This is a genomic window from Paenibacillus sp. JNUCC32 (assembly GCF_014863545.1).
Lineage (GTDB): Bacteria > Bacillota > Bacilli > Paenibacillales > Paenibacillaceae > Paenibacillus_AQ > Paenibacillus_AQ lautus_A.
This window is the reverse complement of the sequence record NZ_CP062260.1, coordinates 3246747-3268769: the sequence shown is the minus strand read 5'-3', so window position 1 is coordinate 3268769 and position 22023 is coordinate 3246747. Positions and strand designations below refer to the sequence as shown.

Below are 22023 nucleotides of genomic sequence, written 5' to 3'. Positions count from 1 at the left end.
TACAAAGCTGACGATTGTCATAGAGTAGAGTAGAGACACAGAAAGGAGACTCTATTCTATGCAATCATTCCGCCAAGCCTTTAAGGATCAGACGATGCTCTATGTGTTTGTAGGCGTCTTGTTTTTAGTGGGCGTGCTGTTTGGAGCGTTGATGGTCAATGCGCTTTCATTGGAGCAGCAGCAGGATATGGCCCGCTATTTAAACCACTTTTTTGTTAACGTGCAGGACGGTGGAGAATCCATGAGTCAGTCTTCTTACTGGAGCATCGCAGCCCTGCATCTGAAATGGATCGGTTTGATATGGATTCTGGGATTGTCCGTCATCGGGCTCCCGGGAATATTGATATTGGATTTTCTAAAAGGGGTTCTCATCGGGTTTACGGTCGGTTATCTGGTGGGACAGTATTCATGGAAAGGTCTGCTGTTCGCCTTGGTCTCGATTGCGCCGCAAAATTTGCTTATCATACCGGTGCTTATGATGTGCAGCGTAGCTGCCATCACCTTCTCGCTCTACATCATCAGGGACCGATTTATCATGAATCGCGGAGGCAGCATGATGAAGCCTTTTGCTTCGTATGCCATGCTGACATTTTTCATGGTCATGCTAACGCTCGGGGTCGCTTCCTTTGAAACCTGGGTAACCCCCGCCATGATGCGCTGGGTTACGCCCATGTTGCTATAATCCGCGAATTTTTCCATAAAGCAAAACCGTTTGACTTTGTTTGTCAAATCCCCCTATAATGAAGGAAGTGAACAATAACGTGCAGTGATTTCCAAGGGGGAGGGAAACGATGGAAGCGCGGATCGACAAAATTAAGCAGCAGCTACAATCCCAAGGATACAAATTAACGCCCCAACGGGAAGCCACGGTAAGCGTATTGTTGGAAAATGAAGACGACCACCTTAGCGCAGAGGATGTATTTATGCTCGTGAAAGAGAAGGCTCCGGAGATCGGTCTGGCAACCGTGTACCGTACCCTAGAGCTGCTCAGTGAGCTTCATGTTGTAGAGAAGATAAATTTTGGCGATGGTGTCGCCCGTTACGACTTGCGGACGGATACTTCGAAGCATCACCATCATCATTTGATATGTACTCAATGTGGAAGCATGGATGAAATACGCGAGGATTGGCTCGGTCCGTTGGAAGAGCGGTTAGAGCGAGAATTCAACTTTACCGTTCATGACCATCGGCTTGATTTCCATGGCATATGCTACCGTTGCAAAGAGAAGGGCAAGAATGACCAGGACAAATCCTAATTTTATATCTTTCAACAAACCGCAGTGATGATCATCACGGCAGCCCTCTACGGCGGTAAGCCGGGAGGGCTTTTTAGATAATTAACTATATTAGGCGGTTCATGCACGCTTATCGTATCGTTCACTTTTAAGCACAAATTATACTTTTACATCATCCAAGTACGTCGATTAGACGTTTTTTTTATTCTTCAGAATAACCGCCGGGCCCAATGGCTGATCGGAGATAAGAGGGATGCCGTCATAATCCTGCAGCTTGTATCATAGGCTTTACGTGAAATGATACCTGCAATACCCGCTTTCAATTGAGCGATCGATGCCATGTGAAAGAGAGGCGCTGCCAGTGATTATATCTATTCGAAAAATAGGCTCACTGATCCGTTTTATTTCGATGTTTGCCGTGTTGACCATGTTTTTTTACTTCGTGCTGGGATGGGTAGGCGATTGGCTAACGCCAGTGGATCCTTACCGTGCGCCTTCGGGACAAGCGGTAAAGGCTTTTCAGCCGGAGAGCACCATGGACTCCCGTTATTCGCCGGCCGAGCGTCTCCGGTTGTATTACTGGTACGGAGAGTGATCGTGCTTGCAAAGGGCCGCGGGAATAGGAGCAAAAGATCATGAAACCATATCTGGACGAATATGTACAATACCTGGAGGACGAGAAGGGACTGTCCCGAAGCACGATAGCATCGTATCGGGCCGACCTTCAAGGATTCCTAGCATTTGCAGCTGAAAGGGAGGTCACCCATCCGCGGGAGGTGAATCGAACGCTGCTCGGGCTGTATGTGGGAAGGTTGAGGCAGCAGGGGAAGGCGGCATCGAGCCTGCTTCGATGCACGGCTTCCCTGCGTTCCTTTTTTCAGTATTTGGTGCGTCAAGCCGTTATTGTACAGGATCCGACTCAGCTGCTGGATAATCCGAAACCGGAACGGAAGCCGCCGAAGTCGCTAACCGTGGAGCAGGTGGACAAGCTGCTGTCGGCTCCCGATTCCGGTACCCCGCAGGGCGCCAGGGACAAAGCGATGCTTGAGCTGCTGTACGCTTCGGGCATCAAGGTCTCGGAATTGGTGAATCTGTCCATCCATGACATCCATTTGGAGATGCGCTTTTTACGCTGCGCGGTTTCCGGTGGGAAGGAGCGTATTCTGCCGATCACCCCCATTGCAGCCGAGAGCGTTGCATTTTATGTGCGAGATATGCGGGACAAGCTGATGCGGGATGCCGGGGAAGACGCGTTATTCCTGAATTCGCTGGGAACGCGCTTGACACGGCAGGGTTTTTGGAAAATTATTAAAAAGTATGGCAAGCTTGCCGATATTGACGAGGACATCACGCCGCATACCCTTCGGCATTCGTTTGCCATGCATTTGCTGGGGAACGGCGCGGACTTGCGTTCGGTTCAGGAGATGCTGGGACACTCGGCATTGTCCACAACCGGCATGTATCAATCTGCCAAGAAAAGCATGAAGGAAGTATACGATCATTATCATCCGAGATCATAGGGCGGACTTACCGGCTCTGGAATCTACAATTTATCATCAGAATAGGAGAGGTATGAATATGAGTTCAGTCCATCAGCAAAGCATTAAGGAAGCAGCGGCATACATACGAGGGCAGAATGGCGTCCAGCCCGAGGTCGGCCTGATTTTGGGTTCGGGGCTCGGCGTGTTGGCGGAATTGATTGAGAATCCGGTTTCGATCGCTTACACGGACATTCCTCATTTTCCCTTATCGACGGTGGAAGGACATGAAGGCGAACTGCTGCTGGGCACGATCCACGACCGGCCTGTCGTCCTGATGAAGGGCCGCTTCCACATGTACGAAGGCTACGGCCCGGAAGTGACGGCTTTTCCGGTACGCGTCATGAAGGAGCTTGGCGTAAAGAGCCTGCTTGTTACCAATGCGGCCGGCGGCATCAACACGTCCTTCGAGCCGGGCGACCTCATGCTGATCTCCGATCATCTGAACATGACAGGAACCAACCCGTTAATCGGGCCTAACGATCCGGCGCTTGGCGTACGCTTTCCGGACATGTCCCAGGCTTACAGCCGTCAACTTCGCCAATTGGCAAAAGAAGTCGCCGTGGGTCAGGGCATCGTGCTGAGAGAAGGCGTTTACGCAGGTTTGCTGGGACCGACTTATGAAACGCCGGCCGAGATTGTCATGCTGCGCACGCTCGGTGCGGACGCGGTAGGCATGTCCACCGTGTCCGAGGTCATCGTAGCAAGGCATGCGGGGCTTGAGGTGCTGGGCATCTCCTGCATCAGCAACATGGCTGCGGGCATACTGGATCAGCCGCTATCCCATGACGAAGTTATGGAAACAGCGGAGAAGGTCCGTGAGAAATTCCTGGCGCTCGTTATGGCCATCATTCCCAAGATGTAATGGTTGTTAGCATGAGGCTGGGCTTTTCGCAGATTTACATCTGCAAGAAGCCCAGCCTCTTTGTTATGTCCTTTTAGATGAATGGCAACAATTTTCCGTAAAATACTGGAATAATTTGTTTTCAACCTGACGACAATGAATAGCAGACCCGCGTACAGCGGGATGCCATTACGAATGTCAGGAGGGGACGGAAGTGAAAAAAGCGTTAATCGCTGGATTCCTGGTTCTAGCCGTGGGATTATCCAGTGCAGCTGTACCAAGTTATGCGGAAGAAAATAGCAAACCCGGCGGAGGATCATCTCAAGAGGAGCTGGCGCCAAGTGCCCGTTCCGCTATATTGCTGGATGCGGATACCGGAACCATTATTTACGAGAAAAACAGCCATGATAAGCTGCCTCCGGCCAGCATCACCAAGGTAATGACGATGCTGCTTACGATGGAAGCCATCGATGAAGGACAATTGAAGTGGACCGATAAGGTGCGCACCAGCGAATATGCGGCATCCATGGGCGGATCCCAGATTTTTCTTGAGCCCGGCGAGGAAATGACCGTGGACGAGATGCTCAAAGGCATTGCCATGGCATCGGGCAATGATGCTTCCGTTGCGATGGCTGAGAAGATTGCCGGCTCGGAAGAAGGCTTCGTGAAAATGATGAACGAGAAAGCGGCGGAGCTCGGAATGAAAGATACGCATTTCGTGAACTGCAACGGACTTCCTGCAGAGAATCATTATACATCAGCCCATGACATAGCGGTCATGAGCAGGGAATTGCTGAAATACGACCAGATCACCAAATATACCGGCGCCTATCAGGATTACTTGCGCAAAGATTCGGAGAAACCCTTCTGGCTGGTCAATACGAACAAGCTGGTGCGGTTCTACACGGGCGCGGACGGATTGAAAACCGGGTATACGTCCGAAGCCAAGTTCTGTTTATCGGCAACGGCCAAACGGGACGGGCTGCGCGCTGTAGCGGTTGTCATGGGGGCTCCGGACACCAAGACGCGGAACAATGAAGTGTCGCGCATGTTTGATTATGCCTTTTCCCAATACACGATGCACTCCATCTATAAGCCTGGCGAAGTGCTCGGCATCGTTAAGGTGCAAAAGGGCAACGTGCCCGAGATCTCGATTCAAGCGGAAAAAGACTACAGCGTGCTTGTCAAGAAAGGCGTAAAGAATCCGGACATCCGTCATGAGATTCAGTTGGATCCGAACGTGAAGGCACCGGTAGCCGCAGGACAAGTCATCGGCAAGCTGTCTGTCTATCAGGGGGAACAGCTCGTGAAGGAGTTCGAGCTGACGTCGCCTGTCGAGGTGGAAAAGGCCGGATTCTGGAAGCTGTTCAAACGGACAACCGGCAAGTTGTTTCATGTAGATTAATGGGAGTTTTCTTCTAGTTTTGTCGTGATGCAGGAATGTCTTTTTCGAATGTAGAAATCCTTGTTCATGTCAGGGAGGAGAGTGAACAAACATGAATCTGCATGTTGATATGGAGCATCACAGGCATGTTCTGATCGTCCGTCTGTCCGGCGAGCTGGATCATCATACGGCCGATCATGTCCGGATGCAGCTGGATGAAGCCATTCAGAGACGTCAAACAGAGCACTTGGTGCTGAGTTTAAAAGACTTGGATTTTATGGACAGCTCAGGGCTGGGAGTCATTCTGGGACGCTATAAATTCATCAAGCAAAAGGGCGGAAAGATGGCGGTGTGCGATGTCAAGCCGCAGGTTTACCGCTTGCTTGACATGTCGGGGCTGTTCAAAATCATGCCGATATACGAGAACGAGGGCACGGCACTCTCGGGTCTGGAGGTAGTGTCATGAGTGAAGGAAGAGCACAGCATAATTTTATGTCGCTGCAGTTTGCCGCTAAGTCGGAAAACGAATCCTTTGCCCGTGTCGCCGTGGCTGCATTCATCTCCCAGATGGATCCCAACATGGATGAGCTGAACGATCTGAAAACGGTGGTTTCCGAGGCCGTCACGAACAGCATCATCCATGGTTACGACAGCGACCCGGAAGGGGTCGTCAAGATTGAAGCCTCGATAGACGGGGATATGATCACGCTGCGCATCGAAGATTCCGGCCACGGGATCGAAGATCTGGAGATGGCGAAGCAGCCGCTGTATACCTCGAAGCCGGAGCTGGAAAGATCCGGCATGGGATTCACCATCATGGAAAATTTCATGGACGAATTCGAAGTGGTCAGCGAACCAGGCAGCGGTACGTCGATCAAAATGAAAAAGAGGATCGAATCTAAGAAAGCTTTATATAATTAGGGGTTGGACAAATGGATGCCGATGTGAAGAAAACTTCGCAGACTTATTTGGACGACGCGGAGGTCAAACGACTCATTGCACTTAGCCAAAGCGGGGATAATGTCGCCCGGGACACGCTCGTCAACTGTAATATTCGTCTTGTCTGGTCTGTCGTTCAACGGTTTATGAACCGGGGGTATGAGCCGGATGATCTGTTTCAGATCGGCTGTATCGGTCTCCTCAAATCCGTGGACAAGTTCGATCTCAGTTATGACGTAAAGTTCTCTACCTATGCCGTACCGATGATTATCGGTGAAATTCAGCGTTTCTTAAGGGACGACGGGACTCTGAAGGTCAGCCGTTCGCTTAAGGAGATGGCCAACAAAGTCAGGAAGAAGCGGGACGAGCTGTCCAAGCAGCTCGATCGTCTTCCCACGGTGAAAGAGGTTGCCGAAGAGCTGGGGGTAACGCCCGAGGAAGTGGTGTTTGCCCAGGAGGCGAACAAACCGCCAACCTCGATTCATGAGACCGTATTTGAAAATGACGGGGATCCCATCACGCTAATGGATCAGATTGCCGATGATTCGCAGGAACGATGGTTTGACAAGCTGGCCTTGAACGAAGCGATAGGGGGCTTGACCGAACGGGAGCGGCTCATTGTATATCTAAGGTACTACCGGGATCAGACGCAGTCGGAAGTTGCCACCCGGCTGGGTATATCCCAGGTGCAGGTATCGCGGCTCGAGAAAAAAATATTGCAGAGCATTCGAAACGAGATCGCGCAGTAGCGGGATCTATACCGTATCCTAAAGCCTGCACAAAGAAAGCGCCGTCCTTCTGGGACGGCGCTTTCTTGCGGAAATAAGACCTTAGCCAATTCAGCGTCTTCCCCCTTTATCTCACTTGACCAACTTTCCCTATAGGGGGCCTGTCTTCTAAGTGAGATGTCGATGGTTGATTAGCTTGTTTTTGTGTATAACGGCCCTGGACGGTCCGGCGATTAAAGAAAGTATGGTAAATCCGAGTAGAAACGATGGCAATTTCCCATACTAACGGTAATTTAGCAGTAAAGGAGTGTTTCGGATGAAGGTTAATCCCACTCCGACGGTGTTTCTGCAGCTGCGGAGCCGAATACGGCTGCCGAGAGACCAGACCGTCAAACTAGGTGATGTCGCCTTCATAGTCTGTGAGCCCGAATGGGAGAAACGGCTCAGAGCCCTGCCGTTGACTCAGCCGAAGGATATCGACGGCAACCGTCTTGTCATGGATCTGATTCAAATCATTCCGAAGATACAAGGGCTGATTCCGGGCGCCCATATTGAACCGATGGGTAACCATCATACCCTGGTGGAGCTTGTCGGTCCGGACAGCAAACGATCCCGACTGTGGTTCCCGCTTATTTGGCTGCTCTTGTTTTTCGGTTCTGCGCTCACCATCATGAACTTTCATGCAGACGTCAACATGCTTGAGGTCCAGATCCGGATTGTCGAAATGGTGACGGGAAAACGAGATGAGCATCCCTATCTGTTCCAGATCGCTTACTCTCTGGGGCTCGGATTCGGCATGACGGTGTTCTTCAATCATTTGTTCAAGAAAAAATGGAATGAAGAACCGACCCCGCTGGAGGTGGAAATGTACCTCTATCAGGAAAATCTGGATCAGTTCGTGGTTGCCGAGGAATACCGGAAAATGAACGCCAGTGCCGATACGACGGGGGAAAAACCATGATGTTGTCCATTCTGCAAGGGGTATTTACCTGTGTTCTCGGCGTTGCCGGAGGCATCGCCGTCGGCGGCGGCGTGATTGCGCTCATCATTGTGCTGGACATCATACCGAGATTGTCCCAGTTGACGGCGACTTACAGCCGGGTGCATTGGTACGAAGGAGCATTGATAACGGGATCCTTCATTGGCACGGTGGCCGATTTCTGGAGATGGTCCGTTCCTTTGGGACCGGTCGTGAGTACCATAATCGGACTGATGTGCGGAATATTTATCGGCATGCTGGCAGCCGCACTGACGGAAGTATTGAATGTCTTGCCGATTCTGGCCAAGCGGCTCCGGCTGAAGGGGTATCTGTTTGGTCTTCTGATGGCCATGGTGGCAGGCAAGGTAGCGGGTTCCCTGTTCGACTGGTTTGTTTACAGCAAGTGACAGTTATGGCTAGGAGGTAGGTTATGGACGAGAAAACAACGCATGGCGGCGAACTGGAGGCCGGGATTCCGATCATTCCTCCATCGGAGATCAAAGCGCTGGAGGAAGAAGCGCTGAAGGAGAAGAGGGAGGCGGAAACCTCCGACAGCACCAAGGAATCCGTTATTTATTGGCAGCAAACGGACGATGTTCCCGCGAAGCTGAGCGTACTGAAAGAAACGCTTAAGGAAGTGATCGGCCTTGGTGTTTCGTTTGACGTGGTATTCCGCGAGATGAACTTTGCCGGCAGAAATGCGGGGCTTCTCTTTCTAAACGGGTTCACCAACGATGTCGTGGTGACGGAAATTTTGACAAGATTGACGTACCTGACGCCAGACGACGTTAACAACCACGCGCTTTCCGAAATCATGAACCGCTATATTCCCCATGTACAGGTGGAGCGGGACACCAGGCTCAGCAAGGTGATTGACGAGGTTCTGTCAGGCCTATGCGCGCTGTTCATCGAGGATGCGCATTCCGCCATCATCCTGGACACCCGGAAATATCCCGTACGGGGACTCGAAGAGCCGGCTGTCGAACGCGTTGTTCGAGGCGCCAGGGACGGGTTTACGGAGACGCTGGTGACGAACGTTAACCTCGTGCGGAGACGGGTTCGTGATCCGGGACTGCATGTGGAGATCATCAAGGTGGGAAGGCGTACGAGAACGGACGTCAGTTTGGTCTTCATCGATGACGTAGCCGACCGTACCCAGGTAGAAGCCATCCGGAAGAAAATCCAGGAAATCGATTTGGAGGGGCTCCCTCTTGGCGACAAGCAGCTGGAGGAAGCGATTGTAAACAAGGGCTGGCACCCCTATCCGCTGGTCCGTTATTCGGAGCGTCCGGACGTGGTCTCTTCCCATCTGCTGGAAGGTCGGATCGTCATTATGGTGGATACTTCGCCGAGTGTGATGATCATGCCGACCACCTTCCTGGATCTCTGTCAGCATGCGGAAGAGAATCGCCAGACCCCGTTTATGGGGACCTATCTTCGCTGGATACGATTTATAGGCATTTTTGCTTCCATGTTCCTGCTCCCTTTGTGGATGCTGCTGGTTGTACATCCTGAATTGAAGCCGCCGGGACTCGATATCATCGGTCCGCAGGAGAATGCGAAAATCCCCATTATTCTGCAGTTTCTGATCGTGGAATTCGGCGTGGATTTGCTCCGTTTGGCCGCGGTTCATACACCGACGCCGCTCGCATCGGCAATGGGCTTGATCGCTGCGATTTTGATCGGCGATATTGCCGTTAAAACCGGATTGTTTGTCAACGAGGTTGTCTTGTATATGGCGGTTGCCTCCATAGGGATGTTTGCGACTCCAAGCTATGAGCTGGGGCTGGCGAACCGGATGGTCAGGCTGGTCCTGCTGCTTGTCACAGCCTTGTTCGGGGTGAAGGGTTTTGTCATCGGGACGACGCTTCTAATTCTGCTTCTGACGACCCACCGTTCCTATAACTCGTCTTATTTATGGCCGTTTATACCATTTAGTGCAAAAGCGATGGGCGAAATTTTATTCCGCAAACCGCTGCTTCTGTCAAGAAGACGCCCGGCTCTCAACAAAACGCGTGACAACACGAAAATGGGCCCGGAAATGAATCCGAGGGGCGAGCACTAACAATAACACAAATGTTGTGTTGAAAAATCCATTTTGATTACCTTCCGTTGTCTGCTATACTGTGAACAATTATTCGATTACCCTATTTTTGAAACAATGGATCGGAGGAATTGTAAGCATGTTTTTACACGGTACAAGCAAGATTAACGATCAGGGGCATTTGGAAATCGGCGGGTGTGACACATCCGATTTGAAAGCTCAATATGGAACACCACTATATATCGTAGACGAGCAGTCGGTTCGCAACCGCTGCCGGGAATACATCGAGGCCTTTAAGGCTTCCGGTTTGAAGTTCCAAGTCGCGTATGCAAGCAAGGCGTTCTGCGTTATGGCCATGTGCCGATTGGCCGACGAGGAAGGCATGTCGCTCGACGTTGTTTCCGACGGAGAGCTGTACACGGCGCTTCAGGCCGGATTCCCGGCGGATCGGATTCATTTCCACGGAAATAATAAGACGCCGGAAGAGATCGAGATGGCGCTGGATGCCGAAATCGGCTGTTTCGTTGTCGATAACGTGATCGAACTGCATATGCTGCAGGCCATCGCTGCCGAGAAGAACCGCAAGGTCAACATTTTGCTTCGCGTGACACCGGGCGTCGAGGCGCATACGCATGAATATATCTCGACAGGACAAACCGATTCCAAGTTCGGCTTTGATATCGGCAACGGCTCTGCGTACGAAGCGGTGCAGCTTGCGGAAGCACAGGCGAATATTCATCTCATGGGCATTCATTCCCACATCGGTTCCCAGATTTTTGAGGTGGAAGGCTTCCAGATGGCTGTTCAGCGCGTAGCTGAATTTGCAGCTTCCGTAAAAGAAGACCTGGGCGTCGTGTTCAAGGTCGTGAACCTGGGCGGCGGATTCGGTATCCGCTACGTGGATGGAGATACGCCGCTTCAAGTATCCCAATATGTAAAAGCGATTACGGATGCGGTAAAGAACCATTTTGCGGGCCTTGGTTCCGAGCTTCCTGAAATTTGGGTGGAACCGGGTCGGAGCATCGTCGGTGACGCAGGTACCACGCTCTACACGGTGGGAACCAGCAAGGATATTCCCGGAGTGCGCAAATATGTTGCCGTCGACGGCGGCATGACGGACAATCCGCGTCCGGCGCTCTACGAGTCGAAATACGAAGCGCTGCTTGCAAACCGGGCTAAAGAAGAGCCGGAAGAAACGGTATCCATTGCCGGCAAGTGCTGCGAGAGCGGAGACATGCTGATTTGGGACCTGGAGCTTCCGAAGGTTGAAACGGGCGATCTGCTGGCGGTGTCCTGCACGGGCGCATACAACTATTCCATGGCCAGCAACTACAACCGGATCCGCAAGCCTGCGGTCGTATTCGTGAAGGATGGGCAAAGCAACCTGGTCGTTCGCCGCGAATCGCTTGCCGATATCATCAGCAACGATGTCGTGCCGGCGGGTGTAACAAAAGAAACCGTTACGAGTTGATAAGACGCCAATGTCTCTGGATAGGAAGAGCCCGCCATAGCCTTCGGCTGCGGTCAGGGCTCTTCGTCCTGCCTTCCGTTGGATATCATCGCGAGGACGGGGACAAGTTCGTTTTGCTTCGAAGCTCAATTCATAGTAAACTATAACTTGCATTGTAAAAAAATCGATAAAAGCGTTTGAGATAACGGAAGGAGATACACACATATGGCAAAAAAAGCGAAGATCACCTTGGAAAACGGCAAAGAGGTTGTGCTCGACCTGTTCGAGAACGATGCACCGAACACGGTAGCTAATTTTGAGAAATTGGCCAACTCCGGCTTCTATAACGGTCTGGTATTTCACCGCGTAATTCCTGGATTCGTCGCTCAAGGCGGATGTCCGCAGGGAACGGGGACCGGCGGACCGGGTTATACCATTAATTGCGAGATCAATCCTAACAAGCACGAGCGCGGAAGCTTGGCCATGGCGCATGCCGGCCGGAACACCGGCGGAAGTCAGTTCTACGTGTGCTACGAGCCGCAGCCTCATTTGGACGGACAACATACCGTATTTGGCAAAGTCGTTGAAGGCATGGAGTATGTGGATGCATTCAAAGGCCGCGACAAAATGGAAAAAGTAGAAGTGTACGAAGCATAATACATTCAGCTTCATGCAAAAACAGGCTCACCCTCAGAGGTGAGCCTGTTTTTTATGGCCGCGGCAAAGGGCGGATTACGCAGGGGCTGGGAACAATCGGCGGAGTTCTTCGGGGACGGGCCGGCTTTTACGTGAGGTTACATCCATCGCCACGCTGGTAACGATGGCATCCGCGCAAAGCTCATGCTGTTCGTTGTATATCCGCTGGGCCATGACGTAACTCGTGCGGCCCATGGATTCGGGTTCCGTCACGACGGTCAGCCGTTCGCCTTGGCCGCACTCCTTGCGGTAATTGATATTAATATTGACGGTGACGGTCTGGACCCCGAGCCGTTTCAGCACATCATACCGCAGATCTCCCGCTTCGTACCATTCCTCCCGACCCCACTCCAGGTATTCGAGGTATTTTGCATTGTTTACATGTCCGTTGACGTCGATCTCCGTGGGACGGACGATAATGTCCAGCGAAGTTTTCATCGTGGCTCGCTCCTTTTCAACTGCTACTTATCTCCTTGCTACCCTACTTAACTGTTCTCCCTTCGGGAAGCATTCTCCTTCAAAAGTCCATGCTAATGACAGCATTAAAGTTATGTGCTTTAAAAAAGTTAGTTGATTTTTCTTGCAATTTTCAAAAGGGGGTGATAAGATTCTTCATAAGATCAAACAATTTCATAGGTTTAATCCTTCGGGGCAGGGTGAAATTCCCTACCGGCGGTGATGAACGCAGTTATTGAGCTTATCGAAGCAGAGTGCTGCGTCTTAGTCCGTGACCCGGATATGAATGTGACGTTACACATCGTATGCGGTGGACCTGGTGCAAATCCGGGACCGACAGTATAGTCTGGATGGGAGAAGGAGTGAGAGACACATAAGCAGCACATGTTATTGTGTCTTTGCGCACAGCGTGACATGCGTTATGTGCAGGTTTTCACATGCGATTCAAAGCTGTGACGGCGTTTTTTTGGTGTCGCCTGTTACGGATTTGGGTCGCTTGTTATACGCGAAATCTGCATTCATGACGGTTATTTATCGTGTCAATGATTAACTTCCATCAAGCCCTGTTAAGGATTCTTCGGAATCTTTGGCCGGGCTTTTTTGTATGAACGTTGGGAAAGGGGCATGTTTAGCATGGATATCGTCAACGATGAATTCTATATGTCACTTGCGCTGGATCTGGCTGAACGTGCGCAGGGCCAAACCGGGATCAACCCGGTAGTCGGCTGCGTCGTCGTTAAGGACGGCGCTCTCGCTGGGGTGGGCACGCATTTGGAACGCGGAACGCCGCATGCCGAGGTTCATGCCCTGAATATGGCCGGGCCGAAAGCGGCAGGCAGTACCGTGTACGTGACATTGGAGCCCTGCAGTCACTACGGCGCTACGCCGCCTTGCAGCGAGAGGCTTATCGCCGAGGGCGTTCGGCGGGTGGTTGTGGCCTGCGAGGACCCGAATCCCCTCGTGGCGGGCAGAGGGATTCAGATGCTGCGCGCAGCGGGAATCGAGGTTGAAACGGGTATCCTTAAAGATCGCGCTCTTCGCCTGAACGAAGCCTTTATTAAATTCATTACGACGGGCCGGCCCTTCGTGACGTTAAAGACGGCGAGCACGCTGGACGGCAAGATCGCATCGAAAACCGGGGACAGCAAGTGGATCTCCAATGAAAAATCCCGGGAGCTTGTGCATACGCTGCGCCATCGCCATCAAGGCATCATGGTCGGCGTGTCTACGGTTATCGCGGATAACCCGAGCCTGACGACTCGGCTTGGCGTTGAGGGGCTCCACCCGGTCAGGATCATCGTGGATTCGAGCCTGAGGATACCGCTCGACAGCCATGTCGTGTCAGACGGATTGGCGCCCACCTGGATCTTGACGACGGAGCAGGCGGATGTTACGAAGCGGTCCGAGTTGGAAGAGCTTGGTGCTCAGGTCATCCCCTGCGGACCTGGACCGCGGGTGGATCTAAAGGGAGCGCTGCTGCAACTGGGACAAAAGGGGGTCGCCTCGATATTGCTGGAAGGCGGCGGTACGCTTAATGGCTCGATGCTGGAGCAGAAGCTGGTGGACCGGCTCATCCAGTTTATCGCCCCCAAAATCATCGGCGGGTATGATGCGCCGGGAAATTACATGTTCAGCGGTTATGAACAGATGAACCAAGCGATTTCGCTGACAGGACTTGAGACCGAAAGACTGGGCGACAATATCTACGTCACCGGCATTCCGGTCTGGAAATAAGCGAGAAAGGAGGGAAGCCTGTGTTTACTGGATTGGTCGAGGAGATCGGCGAGATGCGGCGTATCGGGCGCCAAGGGGAGGCCATGCTGCTGAGCATTTCCGCTAACCGGATTATGGACGATCTGAAGCTGGGCGACAGCGTATCCGTAAATGGCGTCTGCTTGACGGCTACAGCGATCGACAAGGGCGTATTTACGGTTGACGTTATGCCGGAAACCTATAGAAACACGAATCTCAAGGAGCTGCAGCCGGGCGGGAAGGTTAATTTGGAACGGGCGATGGCAGCCGGAGGGAGATTCGGAGGCCATATCGTTCAGGGACACGTGGATGGCATCGGCGTCATTCGGAGCGTAAAGTCCGATCAGAATGCAGTGGTATACGAGATTTCGCCCGCGAATGGGGACGTATTCAAATATATCATTCCGAAAGGCTCGGTCACGCTGGATGGAATCAGCTTGACCGTTGTCAAAACGACGGATTCCTCCTTTACGGTGTCCATCATTCCCCATACGCTGGCGGAGACGGTGCTCGCTTATAAAAAAGCGGGCGACACGATTAATATCGAATGCGACATTTTAGGGAAATATGTAGATCACCTGCTGCATTACGGTTCGGAAGGCGCAGGAAGCAGAAGCGGCACGAAATCGGGGATCAGCAGGGATTACCTCGCCGAGCATGGCTTTGCTTGAGTCGGTTGCTTGCATATAGAGATATCTCCATGAGAAAAAGGAGGAGTAGGGATGGATGAGCGCTTTTCATTTCATACGATCGAAGAGGCGTTATCAGATTTGAAGGAAGGCAAGGTCGTCATCGTTGTTGACGACGAGGACCGCGAGAATGAAGGCGATTTTATCGCATTAGCGGATAAAGCTACCCCCGAGGTCATCAATTTCATGATCACCGAAGGCCGCGGGCTGGTCTGTTTGCCAATGACGCAGACTAGGGCTCAGGAACTCGATCTCAAACCGATGGTGACGCAAAACACGGACTATCATGGAACGGCCTTTACGGTCTCCATTGACCATAAGGACACCACGACGGGCATATCCGCCTATGAACGTTCCATAACCGTCAGCGGCATCTTGGATCCAAATGCATCGGCCGTGGATTTTCGAAGACCGGGCCATATGTTTCCGCTGATTGCCAAAGACGGCGGCGTTCTTCGCCGGGCAGGACATACGGAGGCTGCTGTCGATCTGGCCCGCCTGAGCGGCTCCTATCCGGCAGGCGTCATCTGCGAGGTGATCAAGGAAGACGGCACGATGGCAAGGCTTCCAGACCTGGTGGAGATCGCGAAAAAGCATGATCTGAAGCTGATCAGCATCAAGGATCTGATCCATTACCGCAACGAAAAAGAAAAGCTCGTACAGCGCGAGGTGGCCGTGCGGATGCCCACCGACTACGGCGTGTTTCAGGCCGTAGCCTATACCAATGACGTGGACAACAAAGAGCATGTCGCATTGGTAAAAGGGGAGATCGACCCGAGCGAGCCGGTTCTCGTCCGCGTGCATTCCGAGTGCCTGACAGGGGATGTGTTCCACTCCCATCGCTGCGACTGCGGTCCGCAATTCGAGGCGGCCCTCCGCCAGATCGATGAAGCAGGCAGAGGCGTGCTTCTCTATATGCGCCAGGAGGGGCGGGGCATCGGCTTGATCAACAAGCTGAAAGCCTATAAGCTGCAGGAAGAAGGGCTCGATACCGTCGATGCGAACCTGAAGCTAGGCTTTGCGGCGGATCTGCGCGATTACGGCATCGGAGCCCAGATCCTGAAGGATTTGGGCGTAAGGAAGATCCGCCTGCTGACAAACAATCCGCGTAAAATAAAGGGTCTCGAAGGTTACGGCCTGGAGGTCGTGGAACGGGTCCCGATTCAAATGCCGGAGAACGAGGATAATACGGGCTACCTGCACACCAAGCAAGCGAAGCTCGGTCATATGCTGAAGTTCAATGATATCGAGCAGAACGAGAGCGCTAACTAATCACCAACCAATAAAAGGTCAATCATGGAGGAGGTTTGCATCATGGAATGACCCAGCGAAGAGGGCGGAATGCTGCTGGAGAAGCGCCAGCGGTCGCCTTTAACTCCTGATTTCCACCTTGAATAAATAGTTCATGAAATCGGGAGTTAACAGCGATCGGAAGCAGCAGCCGTCAGCGCAGCGGGCAATAACATCGATGTCATCCCAAATCCATGTTTGACCTTATATAAACTCCAACCCGAAAGGAAGTCATCCAACATGGCAACAATATTTGAAGGTCATTTAGTATCCGAAGGTTTGAAATACGGCATCGTAGTAGGTCGTTTCAACGAATTCATCACCAGCAAGCTGCTTGGCGGCGCACTGGACGCCTTGAAGCGTCACGGCGCACAGGACAACGAAATCGACGTCGCTTGGGTCCCGGGGGCGTTTGAGATTCCGCTCATCGCCCAAAAGATGGCAGAAAGCGGCAAATACGATGCGATCATCACCTTGGGAACCGTCATTCGCGGCTCCACCACGCACTATGATTATGTGTGCAACGAAGTGGCCAAGGGCGTGTCCGCCATTAACCTGAAGACTGGCGTACCAACGATTTTCGGCGTCGTCACGACGGAGAATATCGAACAAGCCGTCGAACGCGCGGGAACGAAGGCAGGCAATAAAGGCTGGGATTCCGCCATGGCGGCCATTGAAATGGCGAACTTGACGAAAAGCCTAAAATAGTGCTTATTTAATGTAGTGCTCTTTTTATAGGGCACTGCATTTTATTTTTGGCGGGAGGATTCACCGTGACCGTATTATACAAGCTGGAAACGTTTGAAGGACCGCTCGATCTGCTGCTGCACTTGATTGATAAAGCGGAAATCGACATCCAGGATATTCCCGTCAGCGAGATTACCGAACAATACATGGCCTATTTGCACAACATGCAGGAGCTGGAGCTGGAAATTACGAGCGAATTTCTGGTGATGGCTGCAACGCTGCTGTCTATAAAGAGCAAGCTATTGCTTCCGAAGCCTCCGGTTATCGAAATGGACGAGTTCGATTTTTTTGAAGAGGATGACATGGATCCGAGAGCGGAACTCATCGCGAAGCTGATCGAATACCGCAAGTACAAAGGAATCGCCCGACATCTGCATGAGAAGGAATGGGAACGCAGCATGATTTACTCCAAGGAAGCGGAGGACCTGACTCCTTACATGCCGGAAGTGGAAGAGAACCCGGTGCAGGGATTACATATCTCGGATTTGATCGCAGCTTTTCAAAAAGCGTTAAGAAAAGCCGTCAAACGGACTTCGTATGCCCGCATCCAGCGGGATGAAATATCGGTTAAGGACCGGATCCGGCAGGTGATGGACGCTCTGGAGCAGGTCGGGCCGGGAGGCCGGATTCTGTTCTCCAAGCTGCTGCACGAGGAAATGGAGCGCCATGAAATCGTGGTGACCTTTCTGGCTATCTTGGAGCTGATGAAGATGAAGCAAATCCTGTGCTACCAAGAGAAATTGTTTGAAGATATCGTCATGGAGTGGAGAGGGGAAGAACGCATTGATGGATTATCCGAAGCTGAAATCGATTATTGAGGGGCTTCTGTTCTTGGCGGGAGAAGAGGGCTTGTCGGTAAAGCAAATTGCTGAAATCACCGAGCAATCGGATGGCCTCGTTGGCGAAGCGCTGGAGGATATGAAGGAAGAATGGGAGCGATATGAACGGGGAATTCAGATCGTGCAGATTGCGGGTAGCTACAAAATTGCGACGCTGGCCGAGCACGCCCCGTATTTCGAACGTCTGGCGTATTCGCCTTCCCGCTCCTCATTGTCGCAAGCCGCGCTCGAGACGCTTTCCATCGTGGCCTATCGGCAGCCGATTACGCGCGTGGAGATTGAAGACATTCGCGGCGTCAAGTCCGAAAGAGCCATCCATACGCTGGTAAGCAAAGGGTTGATTGAAGAAGTCGGACGCGCGGAGGCGATTGGCAGACCGATTCTGTATGGAACGACCAAATCGTTTCTGGATTATTTCGGGCTTGCGAACATCAAGGATTTGCCGGAGCCGTCGCAATTCGAGGATAACGATCATCTGGAAGAGGAAACCCAGCTGCTGTTCGACAAGCTTGACGGACAACAGCTTACGTTTGATGATGTGGAGGAAAGCTAGCCACAATATATTGTATAATGCTTCATTTGAGAAATGGGTCCTGAGCGTGGATAATCCGCGTCCGGGACCTTTTTTTGTCGTTCCGGCATATGAAAGCAGAGGATCGGAGCAGTTTCGCATCATTTGGAGACCCTTTTGCCATACTAAGCCAAGCGGATTACATTTTACTAAGTTCGTTTTGGGGGTTACTTCGTGAGGATATGGATCTTTCTTGCGGTCGGTCTGGTCGTTCTCCTTATCGTATTGCTGATCGTTGTGCTAAGCTCGAAGGTCACGATAAAGCTGGATGTGGTTTTAAGAAAAAATGAATATAAAGTATTGGCGGAAATGAAAATGCTCTTTGGATGGATCACGCGCAAATACGAAGTTCCCTTTCATTTGGCCAACGGGGGCATTGAGTATAAAAAAGAGACCGTTCCCGTGGACGAGGGGACTGCGCTCGGTTCCAAAGAAGACAAAGAAACTTCAAGACGAACCATACGATACAGGGACTATGTGCGGGTTTTGCTGACTACGAAGGGATTTAAAAAGTGGGCAAGGCAAACGATGGCGGCCGTTCATCTCATGGATGTGCGCTGGTCAACCCGGATTGCCTTGGAGCATGCGGCCGATACCGCGGTTGCAACCGGATTGCTTCATGCTGTTAAGCATACCATTATGGGTTGGATGTCGTACCGGCTGATTATGGATGAGCTGCCGGAAATCCAGGTGGTACCGGTCTTTAACGGTCCGCCGCAAATTTCCACAGAGCTTTGCTGCATAGCGAAAATCTCCTGCGGAAAAGCTATGTATGCTGGACTGGTACTTATAGTTCGCGTGTTAAAGGTGAAAGGAGGAGTTAGATCATGGCAGAACACCCTATTCAAGGCTTGATGCAAACGGCTATGGAGAACATCAAGGGAATGGTGGACGTGAATACGATCGTAGGCGACCCCGTGAATACACCTGACGGCAGCGTCATTTTGCCAATCAGTAAGGTGGCGTTTGGTTTCGCAGCGGGCGGGAGCGACTACAACGTTGAAGCAGGCGGCACACACCATAATACCGCTAACGGGACGCATACCGACCATAATGCCCTTCCTTTTGGCGGCGGCAGCGGCGGCGGCGTGTCCATCCGGCCCATAGCTTTCCTGGTCGTGGGTAAAGAAGGCGTGCACATCGTTCCGCTGGACAACCAGACACATCTGTTTGAACGGATTATCGATGCGACCCCGTATTTACTTGATCAAATCCAGTCGATGTTTCAATCGGGAAGCAATGCCGCAGGCAGCACGACGCCTCCCCCGGCATACTGATTGAAGCGGGCAGATCCCTTTCGTTCATAACGGAAGGGATTTTTGCTGCAATGAAATGGACATACCTTCAGCGAGGACGACATATACTTGTACAAGATTTCTGAACACCGGAGGATAAAATGATGAAAATGAAATGGACGAACCGCAAGTCTATGTTATCCATGTTGATCGCCATATGCTGCTTGCTGGTTACGGCTGTCCCTGTACACGCAGATCACGAGCAAGGCCCGTCCAATCATGCACAGGCAGCTGCGCTGATTGACGTGACGTCCGGGAGAATGCTGTACAGCAAGAACGGGGACGAGCGTTTAAGAATCGCCAGCTTGACCAAGATAATGACCGCCATCGTGGCCATTGAACACGGTAAGCTGGATGATCGCGTCAAAGTCTCCAAGAATGCTTTTGCCAAAGAGGGCTCCTCGATCTTCCTGAGGCTTGGAGAGGAGATGACCCTTGAGAATCTGCTGTACGGCTTGATGCTGCGCTCCGGCAACGATGCTGCCACGGCCATTGCGGAGCATGTCGGCGGTACGGAAGAAGGCTTTGTGTTATTGATGAACGAGAAGGCCGCCTCGCTCGGCATGACGAATTCGCATTTTATGAATCCGCATGGACTGGATCACGACGAGCATTACTCGTCAGCGCATGACGTAGCCAAACTGACGGCATATGCCCTCAAGAATCCGGTCTTTAGCGAGATCGTCAAAACCCCTACCAAGAAAGCGCCCAACCCGAATGAAGCATGGGACTACAAATGGGACAACAAAAACAAAATGCTGCGCTTCTACGAAGGGGCGGACGGCGTCAAAACGGGTTACACCAAAAAAGCATTCCGCTGCCTGGTGAGCTCCGCTACTCGTAACGGTCAGCAAATCGCAGCAGTAACGCTGAATGACGGCAACGATTGGAACGACCATTCCAACATGCTGGATTACGGCTTTGCTCATTTTCCACTGAAAAAGGTCACGGAAAAGGGACAGAAAATCCAGGGCTATCCGCTCGTCACGGGCAGTTCCTTCACTTATGCGTTCGCGCATGATGAGGAAGCGCGCCTGGTGAAGAGACTGGTCCTGCATAAAACAAGCACGCCCGACTTGTCTTTTGGGCTGCGGGGGCATATTGAGCTGCTGCTCGATAATGTCAGCATCGGCAAGGTTCCGGTCTACGCGGAAGGAAGCAAACTTCCTGAAGTCCCTGAGGCCTTGCAAAAGTCCAGGAGCGCTCTGGGACCTGTCGGTTCCTTGTCGCTTTGGCAGTCTGCAGGAGAAGTGCTTCGGCATCTGTTCAGGGGCGCACATAACTAGCCTTCGCTAAAGAATCGTGTATTCTCTTAACAGCGGGGCAGCAAAACGGGGGCGAAGAGATGATCAATTTGATTTGGATGGGGATGCTTGTGATCGGCTTTGGTTTTGCGGCCGTCAACGGGAACATCGACAGCGTCACGAAAGCCGCATTCGACGGAGCCCAAACGGGCGTTACCGTCTCCTTCGGTCTTATCAGCATACTGGTATTCTGGCTTGGCATGATGCGGCTCGCAGAGGACGCGGGTCTCCTGAAAAAAGTGGCCAGGCTGCTGGGGCCGGTTGTCCGCTTCCTGTTCCCGGATGTACCGAAAAACCATCCCGCAATGGGATACATATTGTCCAATATGAGCGCGAATTTGTTCGGTCTGGGCAATGCGGCGACTCCGATGGGAATCAAAGCGATGCAGGAGCTTCAGAAATTGAATCCGGATAAGGAAACGGCGTCTGCCGCGATGTGCACGCTCCTGGCGTTAAACACGGCCAGCATTACGCTGATACCGACAACGCTAATCGCGATCCGGCTTAATTATGAATCTGCCAATCCTTCGGAAATCGTCGGAACCACGCTATTGGCCACTGCGATTGCGACGGCCGCAGCTATTATCGCCGACCGTTGGTATCGCAGACGAACGATGCGCCGCCAGAAGCCGCCCGGAATCGGTACAGGCCTGAACCCGGACGTGAAGGGGTGATGAGTCTTGCTGTCTTGGATTAATATCGTTTCCGCCTGGTCAATACCCATTATTATCGCATTTATTCCTCTTTATGCTTATACGCGCAAAGTGCCCGTATACGAATCGTTTGTGGACGGAGCCAAGGACGGCTTCTCCACGGCGATCGGAATCATTCCGCATTTGGTCGGCATGATGGTAGCCATAAGCGTATTCCGCTCTTCCGGCGCCCTGGAGTTTTTTGTCGGTTGGACGGGCCCTTTTCTGCAATCGCTCGGCGTACCGAGCGAGATACTGCCTTTGGGAATATTACGGCCGCTGACAGGTACGGGCTCCCTCGCTTACACAACGGAGCTGATCCGCGCATACGGACCGGATTCGATGATCGGCCGAATCGCTTCGACCATACAGGGAAGCACGGACACAACCTTGTACGTGTTGACCGTCTATTTTGGCGCCGTGGGCATCCGCAATGGCCGCTATGCGTTGAAGGTCGGACTGTTCTCCGATTTGGTCGGGTTTATTGCGGCGATTGCCGTTTGCTTGCTGGTGTTCGGTTAATTGATTTCACGGACGACTGTCAGAAAGCC

26 protein-coding genes and 1 riboswitch are annotated in these 22023 nt (G+C 52.1%); of the genes, 25 read left to right on the top strand and 1 reads right to left on the bottom strand.

Going from position 1 to position 22023, the window contains the following annotated elements; translation table 11 throughout:
- Positions 1–58: 58 nt before the first annotated feature.
- The 14 genes from spoIIM to JNUCC32_RS14620 all read left to right on the top strand — a co-directional run bounded on the left by spoIIM (position 59) and on the right by JNUCC32_RS14620 (position 11798).
- Positions 59–682 (top strand): stage II sporulation protein M, encoded by a 624-nt coding sequence (spoIIM, locus tag JNUCC32_RS14685; protein ID WP_096773250.1) that lies wholly within the window; start codon positions 59–61, stop codon positions 680–682.
- Between the two features lie 109 nt (positions 683–791).
- Positions 792–1256: a ferric iron uptake transcriptional regulator gene (locus JNUCC32_RS14680; RefSeq protein ID WP_006209405.1), complete on the top strand. Its 465-nt coding sequence runs from the start codon at positions 792–794 to the stop codon at positions 1254–1256.
- A gap of 340 nt (positions 1257–1596) precedes the next feature.
- Entirely contained in the window at positions 1597–1830 is a 234-nt protein-coding gene (locus tag JNUCC32_RS14675; RefSeq protein WP_009595237.1) for a YqzK family protein, read from the top strand.
- A 40-nt stretch (positions 1831–1870) separates the two neighbouring features.
- The gene (locus tag JNUCC32_RS14670; RefSeq protein ID WP_145035528.1) at positions 1871–2755 is read left to right on the top strand and encodes a site-specific tyrosine recombinase; all 885 of its coding nucleotides are present in this window, start codon (positions 1871–1873) and stop codon (positions 2753–2755) included.
- Between the two features lie 58 nt (positions 2756–2813).
- The gene (locus JNUCC32_RS14665) at positions 2814–3638 is read left to right on the top strand and encodes a purine-nucleoside phosphorylase (RefSeq protein WP_192572488.1); all 825 of its coding nucleotides are present in this window, start codon (positions 2814–2816) and stop codon (positions 3636–3638) included.
- A gap of 193 nt (positions 3639–3831) precedes the next feature.
- Complete coding sequence (locus JNUCC32_RS14660; RefSeq protein ID WP_096773253.1) at positions 3832–5022, top strand: D-alanyl-D-alanine carboxypeptidase family protein; 1191 nt, start codon at positions 3832–3834, stop codon at positions 5020–5022.
- Positions 5023–5113: 91 nt separating this feature from the next.
- Complete coding sequence (gene spoIIAA / locus JNUCC32_RS14655) at positions 5114–5467, top strand: anti-sigma F factor antagonist (protein WP_009595152.1); 354 nt, start codon at positions 5114–5116, stop codon at positions 5465–5467.
- On the top strand, positions 5464–5922 hold the full coding sequence (gene spoIIAB / locus JNUCC32_RS14650) for an anti-sigma F factor (protein WP_090910947.1): 459 nt from the start codon (positions 5464–5466) through the stop codon (positions 5920–5922). Before spoIIAA ends, spoIIAB begins: the two co-directional genes overlap by 4 nt.
- An 11-nt stretch (positions 5923–5933) precedes the next feature.
- Positions 5934–6689, top strand: a complete 756-nt coding sequence (gene sigF, locus JNUCC32_RS14645; protein WP_009595135.1) for an RNA polymerase sporulation sigma factor SigF — start codon at positions 5934–5936, stop codon at positions 6687–6689.
- A gap of 295 nt (positions 6690–6984) precedes the next feature.
- The gene (locus JNUCC32_RS14640; protein ID WP_015734486.1) at positions 6985–7629 is read left to right on the top strand and encodes a stage V sporulation protein AA; all 645 of its coding nucleotides are present in this window, start codon (positions 6985–6987) and stop codon (positions 7627–7629) included.
- Positions 7626–8054 (top strand): stage V sporulation protein AB, encoded by a 429-nt coding sequence (locus JNUCC32_RS14635; RefSeq protein ID WP_192572487.1) that lies wholly within the window; start codon positions 7626–7628, stop codon positions 8052–8054. Before JNUCC32_RS14640 ends, JNUCC32_RS14635 begins: the two co-directional genes overlap by 4 nt.
- Before the next feature lie 23 nt (positions 8055–8077).
- Positions 8078–9712, top strand: a complete 1635-nt coding sequence (locus tag JNUCC32_RS14630) for a spore germination protein (RefSeq protein WP_192572486.1) — start codon at positions 8078–8080, stop codon at positions 9710–9712.
- Between the two features lie 118 nt (positions 9713–9830).
- On the top strand, positions 9831–11162 hold the full coding sequence (gene lysA, locus JNUCC32_RS14625) for a diaminopimelate decarboxylase (protein WP_192572485.1): 1332 nt from the start codon (positions 9831–9833) through the stop codon (positions 11160–11162).
- 204 nt (positions 11163–11366) lie between these two features.
- Positions 11367–11798: a peptidylprolyl isomerase gene (locus JNUCC32_RS14620; protein ID WP_009595227.1), complete on the top strand. Its 432-nt coding sequence runs from the start codon at positions 11367–11369 to the stop codon at positions 11796–11798.
- Positions 11799–11873: 75 nt separating this feature from the next.
- Here JNUCC32_RS14620 and JNUCC32_RS14615 read toward each other — a convergent pair whose 3' ends face one another.
- Positions 11874–12275: an acyl-CoA thioesterase gene (locus JNUCC32_RS14615; protein WP_192572484.1), complete on the bottom strand. Its 402-nt coding sequence runs from the start codon at positions 12273–12275 to the stop codon at positions 11874–11876.
- 200 nt (positions 12276–12475) lie between these two features.
- Positions 12476–12659: riboswitch (FMN riboswitch) on the top strand.
- A gap of 267 nt (positions 12660–12926) precedes the next feature.
- Here JNUCC32_RS14615 and ribD point away from each other — a divergent pair.
- The 11 genes from ribD (at position 12927) to JNUCC32_RS14560 (ending at position 21994) form a co-directional block, all read left to right on the top strand.
- Positions 12927–14027, top strand: a complete 1101-nt coding sequence (gene ribD, locus JNUCC32_RS14610; protein WP_096773257.1) for a bifunctional diaminohydroxyphosphoribosylaminopyrimidine deaminase/5-amino-6-(5-phosphoribosylamino)uracil reductase RibD — start codon at positions 12927–12929, stop codon at positions 14025–14027.
- Between the two features lie 20 nt (positions 14028–14047).
- Positions 14048–14716, top strand: coding sequence for a riboflavin synthase (gene ribE, locus JNUCC32_RS14605; protein ID WP_096773258.1), 669 nt, complete (start codon positions 14048–14050; stop codon positions 14714–14716).
- Positions 14717–14767: 51 nt separating this feature from the next.
- On the top strand, positions 14768–16006 hold the full coding sequence (locus tag JNUCC32_RS14600) for a bifunctional 3,4-dihydroxy-2-butanone-4-phosphate synthase/GTP cyclohydrolase II (protein WP_192572483.1): 1239 nt from the start codon (positions 14768–14770) through the stop codon (positions 16004–16006).
- Between the two features lie 258 nt (positions 16007–16264).
- Positions 16265–16732: a 6,7-dimethyl-8-ribityllumazine synthase gene (gene ribH / locus JNUCC32_RS14595; protein WP_009595158.1), complete on the top strand. Its 468-nt coding sequence runs from the start codon at positions 16265–16267 to the stop codon at positions 16730–16732.
- Positions 16733–16797: 65 nt separating this feature from the next.
- Positions 16798–17589, top strand: coding sequence for a segregation and condensation protein A (locus JNUCC32_RS14590; RefSeq protein WP_096773259.1), 792 nt, complete (start codon positions 16798–16800; stop codon positions 17587–17589).
- Positions 17558–18163, top strand: coding sequence for an SMC-Scp complex subunit ScpB (gene scpB, locus JNUCC32_RS14585; RefSeq protein WP_090910937.1), 606 nt, complete (start codon positions 17558–17560; stop codon positions 18161–18163). Before JNUCC32_RS14590 ends, scpB begins: the two co-directional genes overlap by 32 nt.
- A 192-nt stretch (positions 18164–18355) precedes the next feature.
- Positions 18356–19036: a DUF2953 domain-containing protein gene (locus JNUCC32_RS14580; protein WP_192572482.1), complete on the top strand. Its 681-nt coding sequence runs from the start codon at positions 18356–18358 to the stop codon at positions 19034–19036.
- Entirely contained in the window at positions 19009–19458 is a 450-nt protein-coding gene (gene ytfJ / locus JNUCC32_RS14575; protein ID WP_009595256.1) for a GerW family sporulation protein, read from the top strand. Before JNUCC32_RS14580 ends, ytfJ begins: the two co-directional genes overlap by 28 nt.
- Positions 19459–19577: 119 nt before the next feature.
- Positions 19578–20762 carry a D-alanyl-D-alanine carboxypeptidase family protein gene (locus JNUCC32_RS14570; RefSeq protein WP_192572481.1) on the top strand — a complete coding sequence of 395 codons (1185 nt, stop codon included), beginning with the start codon at positions 19578–19580 and terminating at the stop codon, positions 20760–20762.
- Positions 20763–20821: 59 nt separating this feature from the next.
- On the top strand, positions 20822–21454 hold the full coding sequence (locus JNUCC32_RS14565) for a nucleoside recognition domain-containing protein (RefSeq protein WP_096773262.1): 633 nt from the start codon (positions 20822–20824) through the stop codon (positions 21452–21454).
- Positions 21455–21460: 6 nt separating this feature from the next.
- Positions 21461–21994, top strand: coding sequence for a spore maturation protein (locus tag JNUCC32_RS14560; RefSeq protein WP_015734499.1), 534 nt, complete (start codon positions 21461–21463; stop codon positions 21992–21994).
- The last annotated feature ends 29 nt before the right edge of the window (positions 21995–22023 follow it).